Annotated in this window: 23 protein-coding genes; 9 read left to right on the forward strand and 14 right to left on the reverse strand. The window is 72.6% G+C overall.

Annotated elements, in window-relative coordinates; genetic code table 11:
- Positions 1–96: 96 nt before the first annotated feature.
- The 3 genes from ABT254_RS03455 to ABT254_RS03465 all read right to left on the reverse strand — a co-directional run bounded on the left by ABT254_RS03455 (position 97) and on the right by ABT254_RS03465 (position 2,931).
- A complete protein-coding gene (locus tag ABT254_RS03455) occupies positions 97–1,098 on the reverse strand; it encodes an N-acetylglucosamine kinase (protein WP_351463029.1) in 1,002 nt (333 codons plus the stop codon).
- Positions 1,095–1,772, reverse strand: coding sequence for a uracil-DNA glycosylase (locus ABT254_RS03460; RefSeq protein WP_351463031.1), 678 nt, complete (start codon positions 1,770–1,772; stop codon positions 1,095–1,097). Before ABT254_RS03460 ends, ABT254_RS03455 begins: the two co-directional genes overlap by 4 nt.
- 73 nt (positions 1,773–1,845) lie before the next feature.
- Positions 1,846–2,931, reverse strand: a complete 1,086-nt coding sequence (locus ABT254_RS03465) for a WD40/YVTN/BNR-like repeat-containing protein (RefSeq protein ID WP_351463033.1) — start codon at positions 2,929–2,931, stop codon at positions 1,846–1,848.
- Between the two features lie 281 nt (positions 2,932–3,212).
- Here ABT254_RS03465 and ABT254_RS03470 point away from each other — a divergent pair, with 281 nt between their 5' ends.
- The 3 genes from ABT254_RS03470 (at position 3,213) to ABT254_RS03480 (ending at position 6,233) form a co-directional block, all read left to right on the forward strand.
- Positions 3,213–3,797, forward strand: coding sequence for an Rv1733c family protein (locus ABT254_RS03470; protein WP_351463035.1), 585 nt, complete (start codon positions 3,213–3,215; stop codon positions 3,795–3,797).
- A gap of 216 nt (positions 3,798–4,013) precedes the next feature.
- Entirely contained in the window at positions 4,014–4,841 is an 828-nt protein-coding gene (locus tag ABT254_RS03475; protein WP_351463037.1) for an MIP/aquaporin family protein, read from the forward strand.
- 168 nt (positions 4,842–5,009) lie between these two features.
- Positions 5,010–6,233, forward strand: a complete 1,224-nt coding sequence (locus ABT254_RS03480; protein WP_351463039.1) for an MFS transporter — start codon at positions 5,010–5,012, stop codon at positions 6,231–6,233.
- Positions 6,234–6,287: 54 nt separating this feature from the next.
- Here the strand turns inward: ABT254_RS03480 and ABT254_RS03485 are convergent, their stop codons facing one another.
- The 4 genes from ABT254_RS03485 to ABT254_RS03500 all read right to left on the reverse strand — a co-directional run bounded on the left by ABT254_RS03485 (position 6,288) and on the right by ABT254_RS03500 (position 12,712).
- A complete protein-coding gene (locus ABT254_RS03485; RefSeq protein ID WP_351463041.1) occupies positions 6,288–8,171 on the reverse strand; it encodes a phospholipase C in 1,884 nt (627 codons plus the stop codon).
- 211 nt (positions 8,172–8,382) lie between these two features.
- Complete coding sequence (efeB, locus tag ABT254_RS03490) at positions 8,383–9,606, reverse strand: iron uptake transporter deferrochelatase/peroxidase subunit (RefSeq protein ID WP_351463043.1); 1,224 nt, start codon at positions 9,604–9,606, stop codon at positions 8,383–8,385.
- The gene (locus ABT254_RS03495) at positions 9,603–10,832 is read right to left on the reverse strand and encodes an EfeM/EfeO family lipoprotein (protein ID WP_351463045.1); all 1,230 of its coding nucleotides are present in this window, start codon (positions 10,830–10,832) and stop codon (positions 9,603–9,605) included. Before ABT254_RS03495 ends, efeB begins: the two co-directional genes overlap by 4 nt.
- 212 nt (positions 10,833–11,044) lie before the next feature.
- On the reverse strand, positions 11,045–12,712 hold the full coding sequence (locus ABT254_RS03500; protein WP_351463047.1) for a DNA alkylation response protein: 1,668 nt from the start codon (positions 12,710–12,712) through the stop codon (positions 11,045–11,047).
- A gap of 72 nt (positions 12,713–12,784) precedes the next feature.
- On the opposite strand from ABT254_RS03500, the gene ABT254_RS03505 reads away from it, so the two are divergent.
- The 3 genes from ABT254_RS03505 (at position 12,785) to ABT254_RS03515 (ending at position 18,494) form a co-directional block, all read left to right on the forward strand.
- The gene (locus tag ABT254_RS03505; protein WP_351463048.1) at positions 12,785–13,543 is read left to right on the forward strand and encodes a PaaX family transcriptional regulator C-terminal domain-containing protein; all 759 of its coding nucleotides are present in this window, start codon (positions 12,785–12,787) and stop codon (positions 13,541–13,543) included.
- Between the two features lie 130 nt (positions 13,544–13,673).
- Complete coding sequence (locus tag ABT254_RS03510) at positions 13,674–14,165, forward strand: hypothetical protein (protein WP_351463050.1); 492 nt, start codon at positions 13,674–13,676, stop codon at positions 14,163–14,165.
- Between the two features lie 9 nt (positions 14,166–14,174).
- Entirely contained in the window at positions 14,175–18,494 is a 4,320-nt protein-coding gene (locus ABT254_RS03515) for a cation-translocating P-type ATPase (protein ID WP_351463052.1), read from the forward strand.
- Positions 18,495–18,501: 7 nt separating this feature from the next.
- Here the strand turns inward: ABT254_RS03515 and ABT254_RS03520 are convergent, their stop codons facing one another.
- Entirely contained in the window at positions 18,502–19,581 is a 1,080-nt protein-coding gene (locus ABT254_RS03520) for an NADH:flavin oxidoreductase/NADH oxidase (RefSeq protein ID WP_351463054.1), read from the reverse strand.
- Between the two features lie 101 nt (positions 19,582–19,682).
- Here ABT254_RS03520 and ABT254_RS03525 point away from each other — a divergent pair, with 101 nt between their 5' ends.
- On the forward strand, positions 19,683–20,042 hold the full coding sequence (locus ABT254_RS03525) for an ArsR/SmtB family transcription factor (protein WP_351463056.1): 360 nt from the start codon (positions 19,683–19,685) through the stop codon (positions 20,040–20,042).
- On the opposite strand, the gene ABT254_RS03530 is transcribed toward ABT254_RS03525, so the two are convergent.
- Positions 19,965–21,350: a nucleobase:cation symporter-2 family protein gene (locus tag ABT254_RS03530; protein WP_351463058.1), complete on the reverse strand. Its 1,386-nt coding sequence runs from the start codon at positions 21,348–21,350 to the stop codon at positions 19,965–19,967. The two genes, ABT254_RS03525 and ABT254_RS03530, sit on opposite strands and share 78 nt — an antisense overlap.
- A 130-nt stretch (positions 21,351–21,480) precedes the next feature.
- Entirely contained in the window at positions 21,481–22,836 is a 1,356-nt protein-coding gene (locus ABT254_RS03535; protein ID WP_351463060.1) for an FAD-dependent oxidoreductase, read from the reverse strand.
- 190 nt (positions 22,837–23,026) lie between these two features.
- On the opposite strand from ABT254_RS03535, the gene ABT254_RS03540 reads away from it, so the two are divergent.
- Positions 23,027–23,491 (forward strand): DUF6214 family protein, encoded by a 465-nt coding sequence (locus ABT254_RS03540; protein ID WP_351463062.1) that lies wholly within the window; start codon positions 23,027–23,029, stop codon positions 23,489–23,491.
- Here ABT254_RS03540 and ABT254_RS03545 read toward each other — a convergent pair.
- Positions 23,476–24,165 (reverse strand): TetR/AcrR family transcriptional regulator, encoded by a 690-nt coding sequence (locus ABT254_RS03545; protein ID WP_351463066.1) that lies wholly within the window; start codon positions 24,163–24,165, stop codon positions 23,476–23,478. The two genes, ABT254_RS03540 and ABT254_RS03545, sit on opposite strands and share 16 nt — an antisense overlap.
- A 197-nt stretch (positions 24,166–24,362) precedes the next feature.
- Between ABT254_RS03545 and ABT254_RS03550 the strand changes: the two genes are divergently transcribed.
- Positions 24,363–24,611 carry a DUF2630 family protein gene (locus ABT254_RS03550; protein WP_351463068.1) on the forward strand — a complete coding sequence of 83 codons (249 nt, stop codon included), beginning with the start codon at positions 24,363–24,365 and terminating at the stop codon, positions 24,609–24,611.
- A gap of 16 nt (positions 24,612–24,627) precedes the next feature.
- Here ABT254_RS03550 and ABT254_RS03555 read toward each other — a convergent pair whose 3' ends face one another.
- The 3 genes from ABT254_RS03555 to ABT254_RS03565 are packed head-to-tail and all read right to left on the reverse strand — an operon-like array spanning position 24,628 to position 26,597.
- Positions 24,628–25,317, reverse strand: a complete 690-nt coding sequence (locus tag ABT254_RS03555; RefSeq protein ID WP_351463070.1) for an HAD family hydrolase — start codon at positions 25,315–25,317, stop codon at positions 24,628–24,630.
- Positions 25,314–25,988: a phosphatase PAP2 family protein gene (locus ABT254_RS03560; protein WP_351463072.1), complete on the reverse strand. Its 675-nt coding sequence runs from the start codon at positions 25,986–25,988 to the stop codon at positions 25,314–25,316. The genes ABT254_RS03555 and ABT254_RS03560 overlap by 4 nt, the downstream gene beginning before the upstream one ends.
- Positions 25,989–26,048: 60 nt before the next feature.
- Complete coding sequence (locus ABT254_RS03565; protein WP_351463074.1) at positions 26,049–26,597, reverse strand: DUF5134 domain-containing protein; 549 nt, start codon at positions 26,595–26,597, stop codon at positions 26,049–26,051.
- Positions 26,598–26,719: the final 122 nt, after the last annotated feature.

Genomic DNA, 26,719 nt, shown 5'->3' on the forward strand with positions numbered 1-26,719 from the left:
TGGGCTCCCCTGTTCGGGGAGGGTGCAGGTGAGCGGTTTCTGTCCCATTTTGTCTGATGAGTTACATACGGATCAGCGGCTTGGGGTGTACGGAGATCAGGCGTCGTCGCCGGTCATCACGCTCAGCATCGCCTCATCACCCGGGAGAGTGAGCGTTCCGGCCGCGAGATCGTCGGCGATACGTACCGAACCCGCCAGCGGATCACCGGCGGCCGGCACCAGCGGCGCGTGCGGCAGCCGCCGCGACAGCTCTTCCGCCAGGGGGACGAGCAGGGGGTCCCCCATCTTGAACAGGCCGCCCGTGACGGCCACTTGGGAATCGCCCGCGGACGGGCAGACCGCGGCCGCCGATTCCGCCATGTGCCGGGCCGCCGCGCGCAGAATGCCCGCGGCGACCGGGTCGTCCTCGGCGCAGCCGACCACCTGGGGTGCGAAGGAGGCGAGCACGGCGGGCCGGTCCTGGCGTGGGTAGAGCCGCCCCGGCAGCCCCGGCATCGGGCCGAACATCTCCTCGGCGCGGGCCAGCAGCCCGCTCGAACCGCCCGGTCTTCCGTCGTACGCGCGCAGGGCCGCCTCAAGCCCGGCCCGCCCGATCCAGGCGCCGCTGCCGCAGTCGCCCAGCAGGTGCCCCCAGCCGTCCGCGCGGCGCCAGCACGTCAGATCGGTACCGATGGCGATCAGACCCGTCCCGGCCGCGACCACGGCACCGGGGCGTGGACCGAGGGCCCCGACATAGGCGGTGACGGCGTCGGCGGCGAGGGCGACGAAGCGGATGCCGAATTCCCGCCCCAGCGCACCGGGGAGTTCGGCACGCAGGGCATCGCCCAGGGAGGCGAGTCCGGCGGCACCCACCGCAGCCGCGCTCAGTGCGCAGACACCGGTCTCGGCGATCAACTCCCGCACCATCGGCACGAGTTGAGCCATGAGATGCCCCGGATCGATCCCCTGGGCTCCGGTGCGCACCGGCTCCCGGCTCTCCCGCTGGGCCGGCGGACCGCCGGCCGTGCGCCTGACGGCGACCCGCAGACCCGAGCCCCCCGAGTCGACGGCGAGGATTCCGGTCGCGCCCGCGCGCGCCTCGTCCCCCGGACCGCTCACGGCAGGCGCCAGTCCACGGGCTGTCCGCCCTGTTTGATCAGCAGGTCGTTGGCCCGGCTGAAGGGACGCGAGCCGAAGAAGCCGCGGTCGGCCGACATCGGGGACGGGTGGGCGGACTCCACCGACGGGAGGTTGCCGAGCAGGGGGCGCAGATTGCGGGCGTCCCGGCCCCACAGGATGGACACCAGAGGCTTGCCGCGTCCGGCCAGGGCGCGAATGGCCTGCTCGGTGACCTCCTCCCAGCCCTTGCCGCGGTGCGCGGCCGGCTTGCGCGGCGCGGTGGTGAGCGCCCTGTTGAGCAGCAGCACGCCCTGCTGCGTCCACGGCGTCAGATCACCGTTGGAGGGCTGGGGCAGGCCCAGGTCGGTGTTCAGCTCCCGGTAGATGTTGATGAGACTGCCCGGCAGCGGACGCACCTCGGGCGCCACCGAGAACGACAGCCCCACGGCGTGTCCGGGTGTCGGATAGGGGTCCTGGCCGACGATCAGGACCCGTACGTCGTCGAAGGGTTGCTGGAAGGCCCGCAGAACATTCGCTCCGGCCGGAAGATAGGTGCGCCCCGCTGAGATCTCCGCGCGCAGGAAGTCCCCCATCGCGGCGATCCGTCCGGCCACCGGTTCCAGGGCCTTCGCCCAGCCTGCTTCGACGATTTCATGCAACGGTCGTGGTGCCACGGGCGTCACCCTACTGCCGTACGGGCAGCGGAGATCAACCGGTGGCCAAGGCCGTGCGCTCCCCCCGCAGCGGTCATCCGATCACCGCGGCCCGCACGCACAGCACATCCGGCAGATGCGAGGCCAACTGCCGCCAGCTGTCGCCGTCGTCGGCCGATGCGTACACCTCGCCGTTGCGGTTGCCGAAGTACACCCCCGCGGGGTCCGCGCCGTCGGTGCACAGCGCGTCGCGCAGCACCGTGCCGTAGTGGTCCTCCTGCGGCAGGCCCGCCGACAACGGCTCCCAGGTCTTGCCCGCGTCGGCCGTGCGGAAGACCCGGCAGCGGTGGCCGGCGGGCACTCGGTCCGCGTCCGCGTTGATCGGGAACACATACGCCGTGTCGCCGCGGTGGGGGTGGGCGGCCGCGGCGAAGCCGAAGGTGGACGGCAGCCCTTCGCCGATGTCGCTCCAGTGCCCGCCCGCGTCGTCGCTGCGGTACACGCCCCAGTGGTTCTGCAGATACAGCCGGTCCGGGTTGGCCGCGTCCCGCGCGACCTTGTGCACGCACTGCCCGAACTCCGGGTTCGGATCGGGCAGGAACACCGCGGAGACACCGGAGTTGGACGGTGCCCAACTCGCCCCGCCGTCACTGGTCCTGAACACCCCCGCCGTCGAGACCGCGACCGTCACCGACCGAGGATCGCGCTGGTCGGTGAGCACGGTGTGCAGGCCCTCACCGCCGCCGCCCGGCACCCACTTCGAGCGGGTGGGATGCTCCCACAGGGGGCGCACCAGCTCGAAGGTCTCCCCGCGGTCCTCGGAGCGGTACAGCGCGGCCGGCTCCGTGCCCGCGTACACCACGTCCTGTTCCGCGGCCGCCGGGTGCAGCTGCCACACCCGCTCCAGGGAGGCACCCGTGTCCTTGGGGAACTTGACGGCCGGGCGGGCCGGTTCGGTCCAGGTGTGCCCCAGGTCGTCGGAGTGGAATACGGACGGGCCCCAGTGGGCGCTGTCGCCGCCGGCCAGCAGACGCGGCCGGTCGCCGCGCGTGTCGATCGCGACCGAGTACACGGCCTGCGCGTTGAAGTAAGGAGTCTCGTCGAACTCCCATGCGCCACCTCGCCGACGCCCGATGAACAGGCCTTTGCGTGTGCCCACGGCGAGCAGTACCTCGGTCATGCCGAATCACCTCCGCTGGTGTCCGTGACGGCTCTGTCCCAGACACCGGCCAGTCTGCACCCCGCCACTGACAGTCACCTCTGGTATCGGTATCACCGCAGGTCAGAACAGTGTCGGCGACTCGAGCGGTGATATCCGGTCCCGTTTGCGAGGACGCCTGCGCGAGCGGCGTGACGCGTGCGACCGTCGAGTCGGTGGAGTCGACCTGAGCATCCGGCGGCCTTCGCCCGTATGGGAGGGAGGTTCCGGATGATCGTGCGCTCATGAGGAGGATGCCTTCGATGGCGTTCCGTGGTCCGAAGGTGTGGCTGTGGCGCTGGCGGCGCAATCCGCTGAGGCGCCGCGCCGACGCGGTGGAGGCGTGGGTCGTTCTCGGTGCCTGGCTGGTCACCGTCCTGGTGGGCGTACTGGCCGGTCTGACGGCCACCAGGTCCGTCGAGGACGGTCTGGCCCGCGAGCGCGTGGAGTGGCGGCAGGTCGCGGCGCGACTGACGGAGAAGGCACCCGGAACGGCCTCCGACCACCCCTCCACGTCCAGCGGCGACCGGGTGTGGGGAAACGTGCGCTGGACCGCTCCGGACGGCACCAGGCACACCGGGCAGGTCCGGGTCGGTCCCGGCAGCAGCGCCGGCACCGCGGTCACCATCTGGACCGACCCGCAGGGCCGGCTGGTCTCCAGGCCCGCCACCGCCGCCCAGGCCCAGCTGCGGTCCGCCCTGATCGGCGCCCTGGTGGGCATGAGCGCCGCGGCGGTGCCCTTCGTCGGCGGCCGGGTCCTGTGCGGCCGCCTGGAACGGCGCCGCATGTCCCAGTGGGACACGGAATGGGCCCGCTTCGGGCCCCTGTGGGGACGCAAGACGAGCTGACGAGGACGCCTGCCGACGAGCTGCCGGAGGGCGTCGCGCTGCGGGCTCGGGTTCCCTGTGCCATCGTCGTAGGTGACGCCCACGAGGGGCGCACACAGTCCTTGCCTCATGGCGGAAGTGGTGGCGGTTGCTCCAGTTGATGCTGGGCCCCTGGACGCCTCGCACCGGACAACTACCCTCGCGGACACAACCATTTCTGGCGGAAGGCGGTGCCTCATGGCGGAGCAGACTTCCAGAAGGGGACTGGTCGGCGAACTGTCGGCGGAGTTCCTGGGCACCATGATCCTCATCCTCTTCGGCTGCGGTGTGGTCGCCCAGGTCGTGGCCGCCGGGATCGGCGACCACGACAGCATCGCCTGGGCCTGGGGCCTCGGCGTCACGATGGGCGTGTACGTCGCAGCCCGGCTCAGCGGCGCCCACATCAACCCCGCGGTCACCGTGGCCCTGGCCTGCTTCAAGGGCTTCGAGTGGAAGAAGGTCGGACCGTACATCGTCGCGCAGACGGCGGGCGCTTTCGTCGCCGCGCTGCTGGTGCGCTGGAACTACACCGAGGTCCTCGCCAAGACCGACCCCGGCCACACCATCAAGACCCAGGGCGTCTTCTCCACCCTCCCGGGCAACGGCGCCCTGCCCGTGAGCGAACTCGGCGCCCTGCGCGACCAGGTGATCGGCACCGCCATCCTGGTCCTGGTCATCTTCGCCATCACCGACGTGCTCAACACCCCGCCCGGCGCCAACCTGGCCCCGTTCATCATCGGTCTCCTGGTGGTGGCGATCGGCATGGCCTGGGGCACCGACGCCGGCTACGCCATCAATCCGGCCCGTGACTTCGGACCACGGCTCGCCAGCTACTTCACGGGGTACGGGACCGCCTGGCGGGACCAATACGGCAACATCTACTTCTGGGTGCCCATTGTCGGGCCCCTGGTCGGCGGTGTGATCGGTGCCGCGATCTACAAGCTCTTCATCTCGCCGTTCCTGACCGGTGAGGAGGAACAGGAGCCGGGCCGCATCCCGACACCGGACCCCGAACAAACGGACTAGCGGGGGACCGCCCCCTCGAGCCGGGCGGGCGGCGGCCTTCACCAGCAGGGCCCGTCACCCGTCCGGCCGCTCCCGGTCCGACGCGTGCGGTTACCGTCGTACGCAGCGGTGTGCGCCCGTTCGCGCAGGGCGACGAAGTCCCGCACGCCGGGCGAGGAGCGCCACGGCATGGCCGGGAGGGGCAGCAGGACCACGCCGACGGTCGTGGCGGCCGGGCCGGGGATGCGGCCGTGGCGGTTCGTCGTCACCTTCGGCACGGTCAGCCTGCTCGCCGACTTCGTCTACGAGGGCGCCCGATCCGTCACCGGCCCGCTGCTCGCCTCGCTCGGTGCGTCCGCCCTGATGGTCGGCGTGGTCACCGGCGTCGGCGAGGCCGCCGCGCTGGTACTGCGGCTGGCCTCCGGGCCGCTGACCGACCGCACCCGCCGCTTCTGGGCGTGGACGATCGCCGGCTACACGCTCACGGTGGTCTCCGTGCCGGTGCTCGGGCTGGCCGGGGTGCTGTGGGTGGCGAGCGCGCTGGTCATCGCCGAACGCGTCGGCAAGGCGGTGCGCTCACCGGCCAAGGACACGCTTCTGTCGCACGCGACCGCCGCCACCGGGCGCGGCCGCGGCTTCGCCGTCCACGAGGCCATGGACCAGATCGGAGCGCTGATCGGTCCCCTGGTCGTGGCCGGGGTGCTGGCCGCGACCGGCGACGACTACGCGCCCGCGCTGGGCGTCCTGGCCGCGCCCGGAGTCGCCGTACTGGCCCTGCTGGTGTGGCTGCGCCACCGGGTGCCGGATCCGGCCGCCTACGAACCCGAACCGGACACCACGGCAGCGGCGGGACATGAGGACAGGGCACGGCTGCCGCGCACTTTCTGGGTGTATGCCGCGTTCACGGCCGCGACACTGGCCGGGTTCGCGACCTTCGGAGTGCTCTCCTACCACCTGGTCCAGCGGCAGCTGCTGCCCACCGCCGCGGTGCCGGTGCTGTACGCCGCCGCCATGGGCGTCGACGCGCTCGCCGCACTGGCCACCGGCTGGGCCTACGACCGGTACGGAGCCCGCACCCTGGCCGTACTGCCCGTCCTCGCCGCCGGCGTGCCCCTGCTCGCCTTCACCGACACCGTCGCCCTGACCGTGGCCGGCGCACTGCTGTGGGGCGCCGCCATGGGCGTCCAGGAGTCGACCCTGCGGGCCACCGTCGCCGACCTGGTCCCGCCCGGGCGCCGCGCCACCGCCTACGGCCTGTTCGCCGCCGTGATGGGCGCGGCCACGCTGGTCGGCGGCATCCTCGCGGGAGCGCTGTACGCCCGCTCGATCCCGGCGCTGATCATCGTCACCGTGGCCGTCCAGGCCCTGGCGATCGTCCTGCTCGCCGTCACCCGTCCGGGGCGTACGTCCTGAAAAGCGCGGACGGCCCGCGGGCAGGTCCCGGCGGACCGTCCAAGACAGACTCTTCTAGTGGACTGCGTGCCCGACGCGCCGCTTGCGGCGGTGCAGGGCGAACGCGGTGCCGGTGGCGCCGGCGGTGAGCAGACCCGCGGCGAGGGCTATCGGCAGTGCCGGGGAGGCCGAGCCGGTGTCGGCGACGTTCTGCGCCTTGAGGTCCTGCACATAGGGCGGGTAGACGCCGTGGGCGGAGGCGGTGGTGGCCGTCCCGCTGTGGTGCGGGATGCCCTTGACGGACTTGACCGAGCCGTCCGTGTTCAGCAGCACCTGCTTGTTGTTGGGGTGCTTGAAGTCGAACAGCCCGCTCAGGGAGCCGGAGCGCCGGTCGAAGGAGGCGTCACCGATGCGGCCGGTGTGCCAGTTGTTCTCGATGAAGCGGGTGATCGACGCCTGCTCGGTGGCGGTGTGGTCGATCGAATTGACCTTGCTGTAGGGGGAGATGACCAGCAGCGGCTGACGGGTGCCGGGGCCGCAGCGGTCCGCGTAGCCGCCGGCCGCAGCCGGGCCGGACTGGCAGGCAGGGCTGTCCAGGGCCTTGCCGTTGGAGCCGGCCGTGGAGTCCTTGGAGCCGTTGAGCACCTTGGCGGCCACGTGGTCGTACCAGCCGTCGGAGTCGTCGTAGGCGACGACGACCGCGGTGGACTTCCACTGCGGCGACTGCTGCAGCGCGTTGATCTCCTTGACCAGGAAGTGCTGCTCGTCGATCGGGTCCGAGTAGCCGGCGTGACCGTCCTGGTACTCGGCGGCCTTCAGGAAGCTGACCGCGGGCAGGCGGCCGGCCTTCAGGGCCGCGTCGAAGTCCGTCAGGTCGTAGTTGTGGTTGGCCCGCCCGGCGTGTCCGATCTCGGCGACGCTCTTGGGGGCCAGGTGGTGCGGGTTGGACGTCGACCTGTAGTACTCGAACGGCGAGTGGTGCGGGCTGTAGTCCACCGAGGCCGCGCCGCCGATGTTGGCGTGGGTGGTGCCGCCGCACTTGGCGTAGTCGCCCTGCTTGCCGTCCCAGGCGGTGCTGGGCCGGAAGCCGCCCTGGAACCAGCCCCAGCTCACACCCTTGGAGTTGAGCAGGTCACCGATGTTCTTGCCCTGCATGGCCGCCAGCGCGTTGGCCGCCGTGTGGTCCTTGTCCGAGCAGTCGTCGAAGGCGGGGTCCGGGTCGTTGACCAGCGTGCCGACACCCTTGGCGTCGGGGGAGAGGACCGTGTACGGGTCCGGCTTCGAGGTCCGCTTCGGGTTCTCCGTGCCGGAGGCCGGGTCGACGGAGATCACGCCGTGCGTCTGGCCGGAGATCAGGTTGAGCGCGCCGGGTGTGGAGGGCCCGTAGACCGAGCTGAACGACTTGTCGTTCAGCGCATAGTGCTGGGCGTAGTTCCACAGCGCCGTGACGGTGTTGCCGTCGTAGTAGTCCATCACCAGGCCGGGCTCGCCGAAGAGCCCGCTGCACTTGTTGACCTCGGTGTTCTCGACGTACTTGTCGGCCTTGCCGCCGACGGCCGCGTACTGCTCGGGGCCGTAGGAGTGGTTCTGGTCGCAGGTCATGGCCTGCGAACTGGCCAGCCGCTTGGGCTTGTAGAGGTTCGGGTTGTTCTTCAGCAGCCCGGCGTTGAGGAGGTTGTCGGCCTTCGGGGTGTGCGCCGCCGCCTTGAACTTGGTGCCGTCGGTGTTGGCGGCCTTCGGATAGGTGGCGAAGTAGTGGTCGAACGAGATGTTCTCGTCGTAGATCACCACCAGGTGCTTGATCGGGGTCGCGGTCCGTCCGCCGGACAGGCCCTGAGCGCCGGAGGCCGCCGAGGCGGATACGGCACCGCCCGCGCTCGCCAGGGCGGCCGCACCGAGCAGGGCGCCCATGCGCGTCAACTGCCGCCGCACCCTTGGGGTTCTACCTGTGCCGATCATGCTGTCTCGCCTTCCGGGAGCACCGAATTCCACTGCATTCCACCGAATCCGAATCCACTGCCACGGGATCGGTGGCCATGACATCTACAGCTGGATCCTGGGCAATGGTGGCGGCGGGACGGGGGAGTGGCAATGACGCGTCAGCGAATGTTCGGTCAGGAAATGCTCATTGTCTTTTGGCGTGCTCTTGACCGGAATCGCAAGGGCGGGATCAGGCCAGCAGGCTGCGCCCCAGCCAGTCGGAGCCGTCCCGGACACCGGGCAGCGCGAAGAAGTAGCCGCCGCCGAACGGGGTGATGTAGTCGACCAGCGGCTCGCCGGCCAGCCGCTTCTGCACCGTCTCGAACTGGCGGGCGAGGTCCTGCTGGTAGCAGCAGAACAGCAGGCCCATGTCGAGGTTGCCGTTGCTGTCCGTACCGCGGTCGTAGTTGTAGCCGCGGCGCAGGATGCGCTGGTCCTCGGTGGCAGCGGTGCGCGGATTGGCCCGCCGGATGTGGCTGTCCAGGGGGATCACATCGCCCTGCGGGTCCTGCGGGTAGTTGGGGGTGTCGGCCTCGTGTCGTCCGTCCAGGGGTGCGCCGGTGTCCCGGGCGCGGCCGAACATCCGCTCCTGCTCGGTGATCGAGACCCGGTCCCAGAACTCCACCAGCATGCGGATCAGCCGTACGACCTGATAGCTCCCGCCGACGGCCCATTCGGGCTCACCCGAGCCGCTGCCCACCCACACCAGGCGGTCCATCGCCCGGGCGTCGCTCCGGTCGGGGTTGGCGATGCCGTCCTTGAACCCCATGTGGTTGCGGGGTGTGCCCGAAGGGCGGGGCGGGCTGATGAAGCCGTCCATGCGCCAGCGCACCTGCATGCCACCGCGGGTGTGCCGGGTGAGGTCGCGCAGGGCGTGCAGCACCGTGTCCTGGTTGGCGGCGCACAACTGCACACTCAGATCGCCGTGGCACCAGGCGGCATCCAGGTCGTCGTCGGGGAACGACGGCATGGCGGTGAGCCGGTGCGGTCTGCGCGAGCCCAGGCCGTAACGGTCGTCGAAGAGCGAGGCGCCGACGCCCACGGTGACGGTCAGGGCGTCCGCGGGGACGTCCGGGCCGAGGGTGCCGGAGTCTGCGGGCGGCCCGGTGATGCCCAGCTCCTCCGGGCTGCCGCCGGAGGTCAGGAACCGGGCCCGGTCCGTCAACGTGCGCAAAAGGTCCGCCAGTTCGCCCCGGTTCTCCGCGGTCGCGTCGAAGGCCACGAACGCCGTGGCCCGCTGCGCCGGAGTGACGATGCCCGCCTGGTGCCGCCCGTGAAAGGCCACCCGCGCACTCTCGCGGCCCGTCCCGGACGCGGAGACACCCTGCCGATCGGCGGCCACAAGCCCGGCCCCGGCCACGGCGGCCGTGGCGGCGAGGAGTCCGCGGCGTGCGAGGTCCGGTGGCGGGGTCACGCGGTCCTCCGTACGTCGGTGAGGGTGGCCACGGCGGCGAGGCGCTCGGCCAGTTCGCCCAGGTCCGCGTCGATCTTCTCCCGTTGCGGGCGGGGGAGTCGGGCCGGCGGTGTCCAGTGGCCGTCGTGCTCGCCTCCGTCGAGCGTGTGCCGGGCTCGGGCCATCCAGGAGTCCAGGCCGGACAGGCCCTTGTCGCGGGTCGTCAGCAGCGGGCGCAGGTAACCGAGCAGCACGCGGGTGCCGTCGAGGTTGGCGCGGGCGGTGGCCAGATTGGTGCCGCTGCCGTAGTCGGTACGGCCCGTCAGCTCGAACTGCACCGTGTTCTCCACGATCTCGTGCGCGCGCAGACCGACGTCGGCCGGATCCATCCGCTGGTCGGGCCAGCTGTCACGCAAGGTGTGCACGGCCTTGGCGAGCCGGGCCGCCGGGCCGCGCAGGCTGCTCGCGGACTCGCCGTGCCACAGCCCGTACTCGACCCGGTGGAACCCCGTGAAGCCAGGGTCGTGCACCCCGCCGGACAGTCCCGCCGTGGTCCCGTTGATCGCCGAGTCCGCGTCACCGAAGGTGCCGTAGGCCGCGCCCATCCGCTCGTACACGAGGTGCGCGGGAAGCCAGGCGGCGCGGGCCGCCGAGAGGTCCCCGCGGTCGATGGCGTCGCGCAGCACGTCGGTCCTGTCCGCCAGCTCGACCGTGCGGGCCCCGATCCACTTCTGGTAGGCGAGCGTGGGCGGGATGAGCTGCTGCTGGGTCACCGGGACGGCGGCCGGACCGCTCCGCACGTTGCCGCCGGTTATGTGCACGGTGGGACCGGTGACGGCGTCGGCGTCGTCGGGCAGGCACTTGAAGGCGTACGAGCCCCTGCCGAGCGTCACCCGTATCGGGCGCTCGGTGCCCGGGGCCAGTCCTTCGACCTCTCCGTAGACCGCGCCAGTCCTCGCATCCGTCAGGTAGACCTCGGCCGCCGAGCCGGAGGTGTTGTGCAGCTCGAAGACCTGACGGCCGGGTTCGGGACGGGTCCAGCCGCGGCCACAGGCGGCGGACGTGACCTCGACGGTGGTGTGCAGCAGACCGTCGGCCGGTCTCGTCTGCTGCCGTCCCCCGCCGGAGCCGCCGGCGGCCAGCACCCCGGCCGTCACCGCAGCCGCTGCCGCCAGGGCACCAGCCGCGAGCAGCGCGGTGCGCGGCCGGGTCCGGGGAGCGGGTGGACCGGATGCGGTGTCGGGCATGCCGGCCCTCCTGGAAGTCGTACGAACGAGTCGGCGCCGAATGATCCTAAGCAGGCCGGCGGACCGCGACGGCGTTCCTGACCGGTTCCTGACCGGAGGAAGAGCCAGAATTCGGCCGGGGTTCACCCGCTCGTCCCGCAGCGCGGCGGCGTCCCACCTGCGAGGAGCCCGGCCCACGGCACCTCCGTCGTGCCACGGCTGCCGCGGGCGGTTCAACTCCCGCCCGGCAGCGCCCGCTCCAGCACAGCGTCCAGATCGGCGGCGTCCGGCAGTGTGCCGAAGGCGTAGCCCCAGTCGCCGCCCAGCCGGGTCGCGCAGAAGGCGTCGGCGACGGCGGGCGGGGCGTGCCGGACCAGGAGGGAGGCCTGGAGGGTCAGCGCCATCAGCTCCACCAGGCGTCGGGCGCCGGACTCGGATCCGGTGGTGAGCAGGCCCTCCAGCCGAACCACGGCCGTGTCCAGTCGGTGGTCCGCGCCCCGCGCCAGGGCGAGCTCGTCGAAAAGGGCCTGCGCGGTGCCGGGCTCACGCCTCAACGCCCGCAGGACATCCAGGGCGTTGACGTTCCCGGAGCCCTCCCAGATCGACAGCAGCGGGGCCTCGCGGTAGTGGCGGGGCATGCCCGACTCCTCCACATAGCCGTTGCCGCCGAGGCACTCCAGGGCCTCCGCCGTGAAGGCCGGGCCCCGCTTGGTGACCCAGTACTTGCCGACGGCGGTCGCGATCCGCCGGAACGCGGCCTCGCCCGCGTCCCCGCGCACCGCCCGGTCCGCGGCGCCCGCCAGCCGCAGGGTGAGCGTCGTCGCGGCCTCCGACTCCAGCGCCAGGTCCGCCAGCACGTTGCGCATCAGCGGCTGGTCGACAAGCCGGGCCCCGAACGCGCTGCGGTGGCGCGCATGGTGTCCCGCCTCGACGAGCGTCTTGCGCATCAGCGTCGCCGACATCATCACGCAGTCGAGCCGGGTGCAGTTGACCATCTCGATGATCGTCTTGACCCCGCGCCCCTCCGGCCCCACCAGCCAGCCCACCGTCCCGTCGAACTCCGGTTCCGAGGAGGCGTTGGACCGGTTGCCCAGCTTGTCCTTGAGCCGCTGGATGCGGAAGGTGTTGCGGCTCCCGTCCGGCAGTATCCGCGGCACCAGGAAGCACGACAGGCCCTCCGGAGCCTGCGCGAGCACCAGGAAGACATCGCACATCGGCGCCGACGTGAACCACTTGTGCCCGCGCAGCTGATACACGCCCGGCTCGGCGGTCGGCCACGCCGTGGTCGTGTTCGTACGGACGTCTGAGCCGCCCTGCTTCTCGGTCATCCCCATGCCGGCGAGCAGACCGCGTTTCTCGGTCGGCACCCGCAGCCCCGGCTCGTACTCCCGGCTGGTCAGCAGGGGTTCGTAGAGCTTCGCGAGCTCGGGCTGGGCGCGCAGGGCAGGTACGGCCGCGTACGTCATCGAGGTGGGGCAGCCGTGCCCGGCGTCGGTGTGTCCCCACACCAGCCCGCCCGCGGTGCGCGCGACATGGGCGCCGGGCCGGTCCTCGGCCCACGGTGTGGCGGCCAGGCCCTCGGCGACGGCGGCCCGCATCAGATGGTGCCAGCTGGGGTGGAAGTCGACCTCGTCGACGCGGTTGCCGTAGCGGTCGTGCGTGCGCAGCACCGGCTGGTGGACGTTGGCCTGCTCGGCCCACTCCTGCGCCTCGGCGCTGCCGGCCCGCAGACCGAGCCGCCGGACGTCCTCCTCGGCCCATCCGGCGCCCTCCCGGCGCAACCCCTCCAGCAGAGCCGTGTCCTCGGAGGCGTCGTACGGCGTCAGGGCGGGCGGCTGGTTGGTGACGTCGTGCGTGGCGTACTGCCGGCGGGGCTGCGCGGGCGCGGGTGTCGAGACCATGCGGCCATGTTGCACCTTTTCTGCGACCGCAGCAATGATGCAACAAGGTGGGTGCACGTACAGTACCTGCCCATGCGGATGAACATGGCGGCGCAGCCCGGCGAGGTCGACCTGCCGCCGCTGTCCGCGCGGTCGGTCGTGCTGAGCCTGTTGCTGGGCACGCATCCGCCGGAGCTTCCGGTGAAGGAGCTCGTCCGTGCGGTGGAGCCCTTCGGCGTCGGTGGCTCCACGCTGCGTGCCGCGCTCAGCCGGATGGTGGCCGCCGGTGACCTGCGGCGCACCGACGCCGTCTACCGGCTCAGCGACCGCCTGCTGGCCCGCCAGCGCCGGCAGGACGAGGCGGTGGAGGCCCGCACGCGCGCATGGGACGGCGACTGGGAGATGGTGGTGATCACGGCGACGGGCCGCGGCCCCGCCGAACGCGCCGACCTGCGCACCCGCTTGACCGCCCTGCGCCTGGCCGAACTGCGCGAGGGCGTCTGGCTGCGCCCCGCCAACCTCAGCCGCCCCCTGCCGGACGACCTGGAGCAGGTGGCCCAGTCCTACACCGCCCGCCCCGACCGGCCCGCGCGTGAACTGGCCGTGCGGCTGTGGCCCTTGGACGCCTGGGCCGCCACCGCCCGGTCCCTGCTCGCCCATGTGGCCGAGGCACGCCTCCCCGCCGACCGCTTCACCGCCTTCGCCGCGGTCGTCCGCCATCTGCTCGCCGACCCCGTGCTGCCGTCCGAACTGCTCCCCTCCGACTGGCCGGGCGCGACGCTGCGTGCCGCCTACGCGGCGTACCAGGGGGAGATCGCCCGGTCGATCGGCGCCGGCTCGACCGGAACCTGACATCGCGGCGGCCGTACGAAGCGCCGTCCGGCAGGAATGTCATTTCGGCACCCGGAGGGCGGGTGACGTCGCGTTTCGCGGGAACCCGGTGCGCACGCGAACGGCGACGTCGTACGAGGTGAAGAGAGCTATGGACACGCAGCAAGCGTCGACGGCTCTGCTCGAGCCGTTGCGGACCGCGGCCTCGGCACTGCGCAGGGTGCCCGGTGCGGGAGCCGTCACCAGGGCCACCGAAGGAGCCGTGGAGTGGATCGGAGCCGTCTCACCGCAAGGGCGCCGGATCGCCGTGTACACCGGAGCCGGGCTGCTCGGCGTCGCCGGTGTCGTCGAGTGGCCGGTCGCCCTGACCGGAGCAGCCATGGCCCGGCTGACCCAGCCGCAACCGCAGGACCAGCAGAGCACATCCACCGGGAGCGGGCGCACCCCGTACGGCACCCGCGGCAAGGCGACCGCGGCACAGACCAAGAAGTCGACGGCGTCGGCCGGGAAACCCACGGGACCGAACGCGAAACCCACCGGTCCGGCCGGTGAGTCCACCGGTCAGAGGACGACGTCCGCCGGTCGCGGCGAGTCCACCGCACGCACCGGCTCGACGGCCCGCCGCAGCGGCACGACCGGCTGAGGGTGAGAGATGGTTCTGCAACTGCTCACGCGCCCGGCGAACACCGCCATCGGCATTGTGTCGGCCGGCCCCCGCCTGCTCGCCTCAGGAGCGGCTCCCGCGGTGGGTGTCGCCGCCGGAGCGGTCGCGGGCACGGCACGGGCCGGGATACGAGGTGCGGACGCCGCCGTGCGCGTCGCACGGGTCGCCCGCAACGCGCTGCCGCTCACCCCGCATCCCTGGCGGGCCGGATCCCGGGCGCACCTCGCGCTGCGACCCGCCGAGCCGGACCGGATACGGCGGGCGGGCGGCGCGGAGCATGCGGCGCGCCGGGTCGCCAAAGCCCTGGCCGAGCGGCCGGACGTGGCCCTCGCCTACTGGGACGGCGGACTGCGACGGCTCGTGGTGACCGCGACCGAGGAAGCCCTCACCGACCGCGTCGTGGAGAAGGCGGCCGAACTCGCGGCCCGGCACGGTCTGGCGCAGACCGACGAGACGGTCGACGACGTCCCGCACCCGGCCGACCCCGCCGGTGTACGGGCCGCGGCGACCGCGCTCGCGGTCGACGGGGCGGGCATAGCGGCCGCGCTGATCGGCTACGGCCTGCGGCTGCCCACCTCGCCGCGGGCGGTGACCGCGCTGGTCACCATGGCGCGGGAGAACCCCCGCTTCCGCGGCTGGCTGCGGTCCCGAATCGGTCGGTCCCGCATGGACCTGGCGCTGGCCGTCGCCAGCGCGGCCGCACACGGCGCGGGCCGCACCCCGACACCTCTGGTCCTCGACGGCGCGCTGCGTGCCCTCCAGCTCGCCGAGACCGTGGCCCGCACGGCTGCGTTCGACGCCGTCCACGACCAGGTCTGCGTACCGGAGCGGGACAGCGTCGCCGCGGGTGACCGCTGTCCGCGGCCGCCGCTGCGCACCTCCCCGGCCCAGGAGTACGCCGAGAAGGCGGAGACCGGCAGCGTGCTCGGCGCCGCCGCCATGCTGCTGGTCAAGCACGACGGCAGGGAGGCGGCGGAGGCGGTGCTCGCGGGCTCCCCCAAGGCCGCGCGCTACGGGCCCGCCGCCTTCCACGCCGTCCTGAGCGGCGCGCTGTCCCGCGCGGGCGTGCTGGTGCGGGACACGGAACGGCTGCGGCAGCTGGAGATGGCCGACACGGTCGTCCTGCACCCGAGCGCGCTGCGGGCCCCGGGCGAGGGCGCCGACCCGTGGGCCGAGGCCGTACTGGACGTGGCACGACGCGCCCGGCTGCGGGTGGTGATGGTGGACGACCCGGCCCTGGCCGACTTCACGAGCCTCGTCGACCAGGTGGTGAGCGCCGAGCGGCCGCTCCCCGAGGTGGTGAACGCACTGCGGGACGAGGGCGCCGTCGTCGTCACGGTCGCCCGGCCGACGGCCTACGACGACGACGTCCTGACCGGGCTGCTCGCCGGAGACGTGGCCCTCGCCGTCAGCGACGGCGACAGCGCCGTCCTGTGGGACGCGGACGTCCTGGCCCTGCACGGCCTCGTCGACGTGTGGCGGCTGCTGACCGCGGTCCCGGCCGCGCGCGCGGTGGGCCGCAGGTCGCAGACCCTCGCACGGTCCGGTGCCACGCTGTCCGGGCTCCTCGTGGCCATCGGCGAGTCCCGGCGCGGACGCCCCACCCCCTGGCCGGGCCTGCGGCACACACCGGTCGACGTGAGCGCGGCCTGGGCCCTGCTGAGCGGGGCCCGAGCGGCCCTCGCGGTGGCGGCGGCCCGCGCGCCGCACCCCCGGCCGCGCGTGGCCTGGCACGAACTGCGGCCCGCCGAGGTGCGCGACCGGCTGGAGCACGAGACGGCACCGGAGCCGGACTTCGCCGAGCAGCTCACGGACCGGGCGCGCACGGCGATCCGCACCCTGGGCCGGCAACCCCTGCTGGCGCCGGTCCGCGGGCCCCTGGAGCTCGCCCGGGCCGTGCGCCGCGAACTCGACGATCCGCTGACCCCGGTGCTGGCGGTCGGCTCGGCCGCCGAGGCGATCCTCGGCTCCGTCGTGGACGCCCTGCTGGTGGTCGGCGCGCTCGATCTCAACGCCCTCGTGGGCGGCGTCCAGCGGCTGCGGGCCGAGCGAGCCCTGTCCAAGCTGCTGGCCGAACAGAAGCCGAAGGCACGGGTCTCGGACGAGGAGACGTCGGCCGAGCCGCGCCTCGTCGACGCCGCCAAGCTCACGCCGGGTGATGTGATCGAGCTCCGGGCCGACGACGTCGTACCCGCCGATGCGCGCCTCCTGTGGGCGGACGGCCTGGAGGTGGACGAGTCCGCGCTCACGGGAGAGTCACTGCCGGCCGACAAGGGCACCGACCCGACACCGCACGCCGCTGTGCCGGACCGGCACTGCATGGTGTTCGAGGGCACCACCCTGGTGGCCGGGCGGGCCCGTGCCGTCGTGGTGGACACCGGCGACCGTACCGAGGCCGCCCGGGCCGTCCACCTCGCCGCCCGCACGCCGCCGGCCGCCGGGATGCAGGCCAGGCTGCGGGAACTCACCAACAAGGAACTGCCGTTGACGCTGGCGGGCGGGGCCGCGGTGACCGCACTATCGCTGCTGCGCGGCACCCCCGTCCGGCGTGCGGTGAGCGGCGGCGTGGCGGTGGCCGTGGCCGCCGTCCCCGAAGGACTGCCGCTGGTCGCCACCGTGGCGCAGATGGCGGCCGCCCGGCGCCTCAGCAGCCGCGGCGTCCTCGTCCGCACCCCGCGCACCCTGGAGGCGCTGGGGCGGATGGACACCATCTGTTTCGACAAGACGGGCACCCTCACCGAGAACCGGCTGCGCCTGGTGCGGGTGAGCGACGCGGGCGGCACCGCCCACGCGCCGGACGACGAGGCGGTCGACACGACGCTGCGGACCGCGGCCCGCGCGTGCCCCCGGCTGAACGGCGGCACGGAACGGCCCGTGCACGCCACCGACGAGGCCGTCCTGGACGCGGCGCCCCCCGACGAGCAGTGGACCCAGACCGTGGGACTCCCCTTCGAGGCCGGCCGCGGATATGCCGCCGCCGTCGGCAGGGCGGAGGACGGCGCCCCCCAATTCGTCGTCAAGGGTGCCCCGGAGACCGTGCTCCTCGCCTGCCCTGGCCTGTCCCCGGAAGCCTCGGACGCGGCGCAGGCCCTCGCCCGCGACGGACTGCGCGTACTGGCCGTGGCCCGGCGCCGCCTCGACAGCGCGGACCAGGCGTCGGAGATCATCGAACAGCCCCTGGAGGACCTGGAGTTCACCGGGCTGCTCGCGTTCGCCGACGTACCGCGTGACACCTCCACCGCCCTGGTCCAGGGCTTGCGGGCAGCAGGCGTACGCCCCATCGTGCTGACCGGCGACCACCCGCAGACCGCCCGGGCCATCGCCGCCGACCTGGGCTGGCCGGAGGACACCGGCGTGGTCACGGGTGACGAACTGGCGTCCGCGGACCGGGAGGCGCGCGCCCGGATGCTGCGCGACATGGGCGTCGTGGCCCGGGTGGCGCCCGAGCAGAAGCTCCAGGTGGTCGAGGCGCTGCGGGACGCCGGCCGGGTGGTCGGGATGGTCGGCGACGGCGCCAACGACGCCGCGGCCATCCGCGCCGCCGACATCGGCGTGGGCATCAGCGCCCGCGGCTCGGCGGCCGCCCGCAACGCGGCCGACCTCGTCCTCACCGTCGACGACCTCACGGTCCTCATCGAGGCGGTCGCCGAGGGGCGGGCCCTGTGGCACAGCGTCGCCGACGCCACCACCATCCTGATCGGCGGCAACGCGGGCGAGGTGGGTTTCGGCATCCTGGGCACGCTGCTGGCGGGCGCGGCCCCCCTGTCCACCCGTCAGATGCTGCTGGTGAACCTGCTCACGGACCTGTTCCCGGCGATGGCGGTGTCGGTGACCCCGCAGGCGGCGGAGCGGCACCCCGACTCGCCGGACGGCGGGAACGGCGCCGAAGGGACCGAGCCACTGGGTACCTCACTCCTCGGCGCCCCCCTGATGCGCAAGATCCGCCACCGTGCCCTCACCACCACCCTGGGCGCGACCACGGCCTGGCTGTTCGGCCGCTTCACACCGGGCACCGGCCGCCGCTCCGCCACGATGGCGCTGTGTGCCCTCGTCGGCACTCAGCTCGCCCAGACACTGGCCGACCGCCGAGGCAGCCCGCTGGTGGCGGCCACCGCTCTCGGCTCGGCGGCCGCCCTGTTCGCCGTTGTGGAGACCCCGGGCGTCAGCCGGCTCTTCGGCTGCACCCCGCTCGGCCCGCTCGCCTGGACCGGCGTCGCCGCGGCGATCGCTGTCGCGGTGGCCGGCCAGCGAGCGGTGCCGCATGTGGAGCGGGCCGTGCTCCGCCATGTGCCGGCCGGGATGCGGTGAGGGTGGATCAGACGGACCGGTGGTACTGGTCGGGCACGTGCACATCCCCGCCGAGCTCCCGCGCGGCGTGCCGCGCCCACGACGGGTTGCGCAGCAGTTCCCGACCGAGCAGCACCGCGTCCGCCTCCCCGTTGGCGAGGATCTTCTCGGCCTGCTCGGCATCGGTGATGAGCCCCACCGCGGCGACCGGCATCGTCGTCTCGGCCTTCACCCGGGCGGCGAAGGGAACCTGGTAGCCGGGGCCGACGGGAATGCGGACGCCCGACGCGTTGCCGCCGGTGGACACGTCGACGAGGTCGATGCCGTGGGTCTTGAGGTCGGCGGCGAAGCGCACGGTGTCGTCGGCCGTCCAGCCTCCCTCCTCCAGCCAGTCGGTGGCCGAGATGCGGAAGAACAGCGGCTTGTCGTCGGGCCACACCTCCCGTACGGCGTCCACGACTTCAAGGGCGAAGCGGGTGCGGTTCTCGTACGAGCCGCCGTAGGCGTCGGTGCGGTGGTTGGAGTGCGGGGAGAGGAACTCGTTGATCAGATAGCCGTGGGCGCCGTGGATCTCGGCGACCTCGAAACCGGCGGCCAGGGCCCGACCGGCCGCGTCCGCGAACTGACCGACGACCTCCTGGATCTGTTCGGTCGTCAATTCGGTCGGCACGGCGTGACGTTCGTCGAACGCGACCGCGCTGGGCGCGAGCGCCTGCCACCCGTGTGCGTCCGCACCGACGGGCGCGCCGCCCTTCCACGGGCGGTCGGTCGAGGCCTTGCGGCCGGCGTGCGCGAGCTGGATTCCCGGCACCGTGCCCTGTGAGACGAGGAAACGCGTGATGCGGCGGAAGGCCTCGACCTGGGTGTCGTTCCAGATGCCGAGGTCGTAGGGCGAGATGCGGCCCTCGGGCGAGACGCCGGTGGCCTCGACGACGATCAGCCCGGTGCCGCCGGCCGCGCGCGCCGCGTAGTGCGCGAAGTGCCAGTCGTTCGGCGCGCCGGTCTCCGGGCCCTCGGGGGCGGCCGAGTACTGGCACATCGGGGGCATCCAGACCCGGTTCGGGATGGTCACGTCGCGCAGGGTGAAGGGCTGGAAAAGGGCGCTCATGGGGAGCTGCTCCGTTCTCGCGGGACCGAAGGACGGCTCGTACGATAGGCATCGTAGTACGGGAGATGTCAAACTACGATGCCTCTCGTACAATGGGCGGCGTGAGTACCCCTGCCCCCGCCCCCGCCGCCGGCCGTGATCTGCCGCACCCCGCGCGTGCCGAGATCCGGCTGGAGGCCGTGCTGCACGCGCTCTCCGACCCCATGCGGCTGCAGATCGTGCGGGAGCTCGCCGCCGAGCGCGACGAGCTCACGTGTTCGCACTTCGACCTGCCGGTCACCAAGTCCACGTCGACGCACCACTTCCGGGTGCTGCGCGAGGCGGGGGTGGTCCGGCAGTGCTACCGGGGCACGGCCAAGATGAACGGCCTGCGCCGGGAGGACCTAGACGATCTCTTCCCGGGGCTGCTCGACAGCCTGCTCGCCGCCGCCGCTCGGCAGGCCGTCCGCCTCGGCGGCTGAAGTCCCCTTCGAGGGAAGGTGGTTGAAGAGCAGGTTCAGCAGGATCGCCGTCAGGCAGCCCGCGCTGATCCCGCTGTTCATCACCGTCTGGAACCAGTCCGGGAACTTCGCGTAGGCCGTCGGGACGCCGACCGGCAGCATGCCCACGGCCACCGACACCGCCACGACCGTGAGGTTGTGGTTGTCCTTGAAGTCCACCCGGGCGAGGGTCCTGAGGCCGCTCGCGGCCACCGTCCCGAACATCACCAGACCCGCCCCGCCCAGCACCGGTGCGGGTATCGCGGCGACCACCGCGCCCAGCTTGGGCAGCAGGCCGAGCAGGACGAGGATGCCGCCCGCGGTGGCCACCACCCAGCGGCTGCGCACCCGGGTCATTCCGACGAGGCCCACGTTCTGCGCGTACGCCGTGTACGGGAAGGTGTTGAAGACGCCGCCCAGCACGGTCGACAGACCGTCGGCGCGCAGACCGTCCGCCAGTGAACGCGGCTCGACCCCGCGTCCGGTCATCTCCCCGACCGCGATCAGGTCGCCGGTCGTCTCGGTCATCGTCACCAGCGCCACGACCAGCATCGAAACGATGGCCGACGCGTGGAACGTGGGCGCCCCGAAGTGGAACGGCGTGCTGATGCCCAGCCAGTGGGCGTCGCCGACCCCGCTGAAGTCCGTGAACCCGAAGGGGACCGCCACCGCCAGGCCCACCGCGATGCCGATCAGCACCGCGATCCGGCTGAGAAAGGCCGGCGCGAACCTTTGCACACCCAGCACCACCAGCAGCACGAAGAGGGCGAGACCCAGGTTCTTCGGCTCCCCGAAGTCCTTGGCACCGACGCCGCCCGCGGCCCAGTTGCCCGCGACCGGCAGCAGCGACACCCCGATGATCAGGATGACGGTGCCGGTGACCAGCGGCGGGAAGAAGCGCAGCAGCCTGCCGAAGACCGGAGCGAGCAGCACGATCGCAAGCCCGGCGACGATCACCGACCCGTAGATCGCGGGCAGCCCGCCGCCCGTCGTCCCGATCAGCACCATCGGCGACACGGCGGCGAAGGTACAGCCCTGCATGATCGGCAGCCGCACCCCGAAGCGCCAGAAGCCCACGCACTGGATGAGCGTGGCGATGCCGCACACCAGCAGATCAGCCGTGATCAGGTACGCCAGGTCCGCGGGCGACAGCTTCATCGCACCGCCCACGATCAGCGGCACCGCCACCGCGCCCGCGTACATCGCGAGCACGTGCTGCAGACCGAAGGCGGCCAACTGCCGTACGGGTGGGACCTCGTCGACGGGATGGACGGGGGTGGGCGTGGCCATGGGCACTCCAGAGCGGCGGCGGGGGAGGGGGACATCCGAACAGCACGAGACCGTAAGGGGCTTGAACAGTTTGTTGATTTCCGGGTTGTTGCCGATCTGTGTCCTGCCCACTGGGCGCCGTACGACTCTGCTACGACGCCTGCTGCGAGCCCGCCGCCCGCGCCGCCGCCAGCAGCGACTCCCAGTCCGCCAGCTTGACGACACCGCGCCCGAGCGAGGCCCCGAGGCTCGCCTCGGCCCGCTCGATGGCCTGCCAGCCCGCCCACGAGACCGGATCGATCCCCTCGGCGCGCAGCGCCGCGAGCGGATCCTCCGGGAGCTCCTTGCGTACGAGGACGGGGGCGTCCTCGAGCAGCGACAGCACCGTCTCCTTGGCGCACGGACGGTTGGTGCCGATGACGCCCGTCGGGCCGCGCTTGATCCAGCCGGCCACGTACTCGCCCGGCGCGACCACGCCCGCGCGCAGGACGCGTCCGGCCAGATGCGGCACGGTGCCGCTCGCCGCGTCGAAGGGCAGTCCCTCCAGCGGCACCCCGCGATAGCCCACCGAACGCAGCACAAGCTGCGCCTCGATGTCCTCGTAGCGTCCCGTGCCCGTCACTCCGCCCTGCCCGTCGGGCTCCGTCCGCTCGAAACGCACGGCGCCCACCCGGCCGCCGTCGGCGAGCAGTTCGACGGGGCGCAGGAAGAACCGCAGCCGGATGCGGCGCGGGGTGTCCTGGGGCGGTACCTGGGCCCAGCCGCGCAGCACGTCCACGTTGCGGCGCTGGACCGCGGGCAGCGCGGCGGGGTCCACGTACCCCGGATCGAGCTCCAACTCCGCCGGATCCACGGCGAGTCCGGTCTCCGGGAGACCGCCCAGCTCGCGCAGTTCCTTGGTCGTGAAGCGGGCCTGGGAGGGGCCGCGGCGGCCCACCATGTGGATGTCGCGCACCCGGCTCGCGGCCAGCGCGCCGAGCGCCGCCTGCGGCATGTCGGTCGGGCTCAGCTCCGCCGGGCCGCGGGCCAGCATCCGCGTGACGTCCACCGCGACGTTCCCCACACCGATGACCACGGCGGACCGGGCGTCGCGTACGAAACCGTCGTCGGCGGAGTCCGGATGGGCGCTGTACCAGGACACGAACTGCGTCGCCGACCAGCTGCCCGGCAGGTCCTCGCCCGGGATCCCCAGGTGGCGGTCGGTGGCGGCACCCACGCAGTACACGACCGCGTGGTACAGCTCGCGCAGCCGGGCGGCCGGCAGCCCGCCGGGGCCGATCCGGACGCCGCCGAGGAACCGCACCCGCTCGTGCTCCAGCACCGTACGCAGGTTGTTCTGCAACGACTTGATCTTCTCGTGGTCCGGCGCGACGCCATAGCGCACCAGGCCGTAGGGGCACGGCAGCCGGTCCAGTACGTCGACGAGCACCCCGGGGTCCAGCTGGACGAGGTTCTGGGCGGTGTAGACCCCGCTCGGCCCGGAACCGACGACGGCGACACGCAGCACGGCGGAACTCCTTACGACAGGAGATCGCTGACGGCTCCAGCATCGCACCGCCGGTGCTGCGCTGACAGGGTGCAGGCGCGGTATCGGCGTGCGTGTCCACCCTTGCTGAATGTGATCAAGTGGTTACGTTCCGCGTGTGCTAGACGCATCCTTTCTTAATCTTTCTGATCGTTGTCCGACGGACGGCACGGTGTCCGTATGGCCCGCGTGGGAAGTGCGGGAGGACGAGCGCGCCACCTCGTGGTTCACCGTCCGGCTTGCGTTCACCGACGGTGCCCGGATCGACGCGCTCGCCGTGGTCTGTGAGGGCTGTGCCTCGCTGGAGGAGGTCCGCTCCCAGCCGGCCCTGTCCCTGCACGACCTCGCGGAACTCGCCGAGTGGATCGAGGAGCCGCTCTTCGAGGCGTGCGGCCCCGGGGCGGATCCGGCCGCGGGTGACGGATCCGCCGTGCCCCGGCGGGCCCGGCCCGCGTGGCCCGCGGGCGTCGAGGGCCGCTGGCTCGTCGCGCAGGAGTACCGCGCGGCGCAGGAAGGGGGTTTCGATCCCGTTCTCGCGGTGATGTGCGCGACCGGCCACAGTCGCCGCAAGTCACTCAGGCTGATCTCGCAGGCGCGTGACTCGGGGTTTCTGTCGCCTCGTCACGCGCGGCGCTGACCGGTCTTGGGCCCGGGCTCCTCGCCGGTCGCGAAGAACCGTGAGAGATCCGTCTCGCACGTCGCGCCGGAGACCGCCTCGGCGTCCGGCGGCATGCCCATCTCCCAGTCGAGCCGGTAGCGCTCGAACAGCTCGGCCCGCAGGGTCGTGATCGGCATCGGCACGTTCGGCAGCACCATCGCGTAGACGGCACCCATCAGCAGGGAACGCAGCAACGGGTAGTCCACGTCGACGTCCCGCGCCCCGTTGCGGGCGACGACGTCCCGCAGCACCTCGGCGAGCCGCTGCTGCTCCGGGCACTGCACGAAGCCCTCCGCCTGCAGCAGTCCCGCCATGTGCTGGCGCATCAGCACGGGCCGGTCCCGGGCCAGCCCCAGAATCGCGTCGATGGCCCGCGCCATCCGCTCCCGGCCGTCCTCGGTGCGCGGCTCGCGCTCCACCGCCTCCTCCAGCGTGCGGTGCATCAGCCGGTGCACCGCGGACTGCACGAGCTGGCGTTTTCCCGGGAAGTAGTACGACACGAGGCCGCGTGCCGAGCCCGCTCTGTCGGCGATGTCGCCGAGGGTCGTCGCCTCGTAGCCGCGCTCGCCCACGAGTTCGACGGCGGCCTGCAGGAGCCGCTCCCGGGAACGTCTCCGCAACTCTTCATTGACCGAGGCGCTGCGCGGGGACATGCTGTAACTCCTGCGTTGACTGGCTGCCAGCCAACTATACTCGGAACGTCCTGGTCGGAGCTCCGTAGGGGCTGGTCAGGGCTGCCGTCTGCTTCGGGCGACGCGGGGGATCGTCCGAGGCGGGCGGCCTCATCGCCCTGAAGGTGTCCTCAGGCTACTTTCCGGGCCGCTTTCGTGTGTGTCTGGAGGGCCGGAACATGGAACAGGACCAGCAGATCCTGGCCAGGATCACGGAGATGGTCGAGGACGAGCGCAAGCTGCGTGAGTCCCTCGCTTCCGGCGAGATCGACAGCGCGACGGAACACCGGCGACTCGGCGTGCTGGAACGCGAACTCGACCAGTGCTGGGACCTGTTGCGCCAGCGGCGCGCGAAGGCCGAGTTCGGGGAGAACCCGGACGACGCGCAGGTACGGCCCTCCTCGCAGGTCGAGGGCTATCGGGGCTGACCGGGCGGCCCGGCGGTCAGCCCGCCAGCTCCAGCACCGGACGCAGCCCGTCCGGCCGCTGAGCCGCCGGCAGATGGTCCACCAGGTGCACCCGGCACCCCAGGGCCGCCGCACCGCCGTCCGCCCGCCGGTCGTCGCCGACCATCACGGTCTCGCGCGGATCGGCCCCGAGCGCCTCGCAGGCCACCGCGAACAGCCGCGGGTCGGGCTTCTGGATGCCGTGCTCGTACGACAGGACGTAGGCGTCCACATACCGGTCGAGGCCGTGCTCGCGGAAGACCGGGCGCAGATCCCAGCCGATGTTGCTGACCACCCCGATACCGACCCCGCGCTCGCACAGCGCCTGGAGCACCTCGGCGGCGTCGGGGTACGGCGTCCATGCGGCCGGCGTCCTGTGCCGGTCGTACAGCGCGTCGTGCAATGCCGGGTCGGGGAGCGCCACTTGGCGGGACAGCCCCGTGTAGGCGGCCCGGTGCAGTTCGGCGCTCTGGTCCCGGATCCGCCACACCTCGGCGAGTTCCTCGGGCAGTTGCTCCGGATTCGCCCCGCCGGGCAGGGCTCCCGCCACCTGGAGTGCCTTCGCCGCCTGCGCCAACTCCGGCTCCGGCAGCGTGATGCCGGCGTCGTCCAGCACGGCACGCAGCCAGGACGCGGTGGACTCGATGCGGAAGAGGGTGCCGGAGAAGTCGAACAGGACGGCCGTCATGAGTGGATCTTACGTTGGTGGACCGCCACGGCCAGCGCCACCAGCATCGCTCCCAGCAGCCAGCCGCCCAGCACGTCGGAGGGCCAGTGCACGCCCAGCCAGACGCGGGTGAGGCCCACCCCGAGCACGGAGACGACCCCCACGGCCAGCGCTGTACGCCATACGGCGCGGTCGGGTCCGTAGCGGTGCAGGAGCCACAGCAGGAGGCCGCAGACGACCGTGGCGGTCATCGCGTGACCCGAGGGGAAGGCCGCGTAACTCGCCGAGTCGACGGGGTCGTGCCAGACGGGGCGCGGGCGGTCGACCGCGGCCTTGAGTGCCTGTTGCAGCAGACTGCCCAGGGCGCAGGTGGCCGCCAGCCACAGTGCCGTCCACCAGGCCGAGCGACGCCATGCCAGCCACACCGCGACGGCCGCGCACACCAGACGCATCGTCCAGGGGTCCCAGACCCAGTCCGTCAGGATGCGGAAGGCGTGGGTGAGGCCGGATGCGTCGACGGCCCAGCGGTGGGTGGTGCGGGCGATGTCGCCGTCCACGCCGATCAACGGGTGCCACTTGACGGCGACCAGGGTGAGCAGCAGCGCGGAGCACAAGGTGAGCGCGGCCGCGGCGCGGGTGGTGGTGCGGTGGTCCGGCGGGCGGGGCGGTGAGTCGACGGGCGGGGAATGCATGCATCGATCCTCGCCGACCGGCGGGGCGCGAGGCCAATGCCCGGGTCGGCGCAGCCCGCCTCAGAGCGTGACCAGCATCGCCACCATCGCGATCCCCATCGACAGCCGGCACGCCCGCGCCAGCTCCGGACGATCGCCCCAGCCCACGCGTCCGCCGCCGGTGGTGGCCACGACCGGCATCAGCCGGACACCGGACAGCAGCACGAATCCCGTGAAGTAGAGCAGCAGCACCCCGGTCACCAGGGGGACTCCGCCCGACCCCGCGTGCCCGGCATGGTGTCCCGGAGTGGCCGCCATCACGACCGCCATGTAGACCATGGCCGAGGCCCCCACCAGGTGGTGCAGATGGTGCACGTTCGTCCGCGCCGCCCACAGGGCGCGCAGCGCCGCGGCGCCGAAGAGGGCCGCGTAGCCGGGCCAGGCCCATGCCGGCGGGCTGAAGGCCGCCGCCGGTACGGCCATGGCGGCCATGCCGAAACCCATCAGAGCCTCGCCGCCCGCGGACCGGCGCTGCTCCTCGACCGCGCTGCGCATCCGCAGCAGGCAGTAGGCCCCGGTCGCCGCGCACAGCGCGACCAGCAGCCAGCCGGGCGAAGCCGGTCCGTGCACGCGCACCTCCCCGCTCGACGGTGTCGACAGTCGGTGGTTGCCCGCAGCATGCGGCGCGCACGCAAGCGCAAGGATGTACACGGGGAGCATTCGCCGGAGCACAGCAGGTGACCGCGCCCTTC

Origin of the sequence: Streptomyces sp. NPDC001137, from assembly GCF_040298885.1 — a bacterium.
Classification (GTDB): Bacteria; Actinomycetota; Actinomycetes; order Streptomycetales; family Streptomycetaceae; genus Streptomyces.

Bases quoted from the DNA above. Each gene is read 5' to 3' on its own strand.
- ABT254_RS03475 (WP_351463037.1), top strand. From the start codon at position 4,014: ATGGCGGAGCAGACTTCCAGAAGGGGACTGGTCGGCGAACTGTCGGCG.
- ABT254_RS03500 (WP_351463047.1), bottom strand. From the start codon at position 12,712: ATGGTCTCGACACCCGCGCCCGCGCAGCCCCGCCGGCAGTACGCCACG.
- ABT254_RS03545 (WP_351463066.1), bottom strand. From the start codon at position 24,165: ATGTCCCCGCGCAGCGCCTCGGTCAATGAAGAGTTGCGGAGACGTTCC.
- ABT254_RS03530 (WP_351463058.1), bottom strand. From the start codon at position 21,350: ATGGCCACGCCCACCCCCGTCCATCCCGTCGACGAGGTCCCACCCGTA.
- ABT254_RS03515 (WP_351463052.1), top strand. From the start codon at position 14,175: ATGGTTCTGCAACTGCTCACGCGCCCGGCGAACACCGCCATCGGCATT.
- ABT254_RS03550 (WP_351463068.1), top strand. From the start codon at position 24,363: ATGGAACAGGACCAGCAGATCCTGGCCAGGATCACGGAGATGGTCGAG.
- ABT254_RS03480 (WP_351463039.1), top strand. From the start codon at position 5,010: ATGGCCGGGAGGGGCAGCAGGACCACGCCGACGGTCGTGGCGGCCGGG.
- ABT254_RS03555 (WP_351463070.1), bottom strand. From the start codon at position 25,317: ATGACGGCCGTCCTGTTCGACTTCTCCGGCACCCTCTTCCGCATCGAG.
- ABT254_RS03520 (WP_351463054.1), bottom strand. From the start codon at position 19,581: ATGAGCGCCCTTTTCCAGCCCTTCACCCTGCGCGACGTGACCATCCCG.
- ABT254_RS03510 (WP_351463050.1), top strand. From the start codon at position 13,674: ATGGACACGCAGCAAGCGTCGACGGCTCTGCTCGAGCCGTTGCGGACC.
- ABT254_RS03465 (WP_351463033.1), bottom strand. From the start codon at position 2,931: ATGACCGAGGTACTGCTCGCCGTGGGCACACGCAAAGGCCTGTTCATC.
- ABT254_RS03560 (WP_351463072.1), bottom strand. From the start codon at position 25,988: ATGCATTCCCCGCCCGTCGACTCACCGCCCCGCCCGCCGGACCACCGC.
- ABT254_RS03485 (WP_351463041.1), bottom strand. From the start codon at position 8,171: ATGATCGGCACAGGTAGAACCCCAAGGGTGCGGCGGCAGTTGACGCGC.
- ABT254_RS03470 (WP_351463035.1), top strand. From the start codon at position 3,213: ATGGCGTTCCGTGGTCCGAAGGTGTGGCTGTGGCGCTGGCGGCGCAAT.
- ABT254_RS03495 (WP_351463045.1), bottom strand. From the start codon at position 10,832: ATGCCCGACACCGCATCCGGTCCACCCGCTCCCCGGACCCGGCCGCGC.
- ABT254_RS03505 (WP_351463048.1), top strand. From the start codon at position 12,785: ATGCGGATGAACATGGCGGCGCAGCCCGGCGAGGTCGACCTGCCGCCG.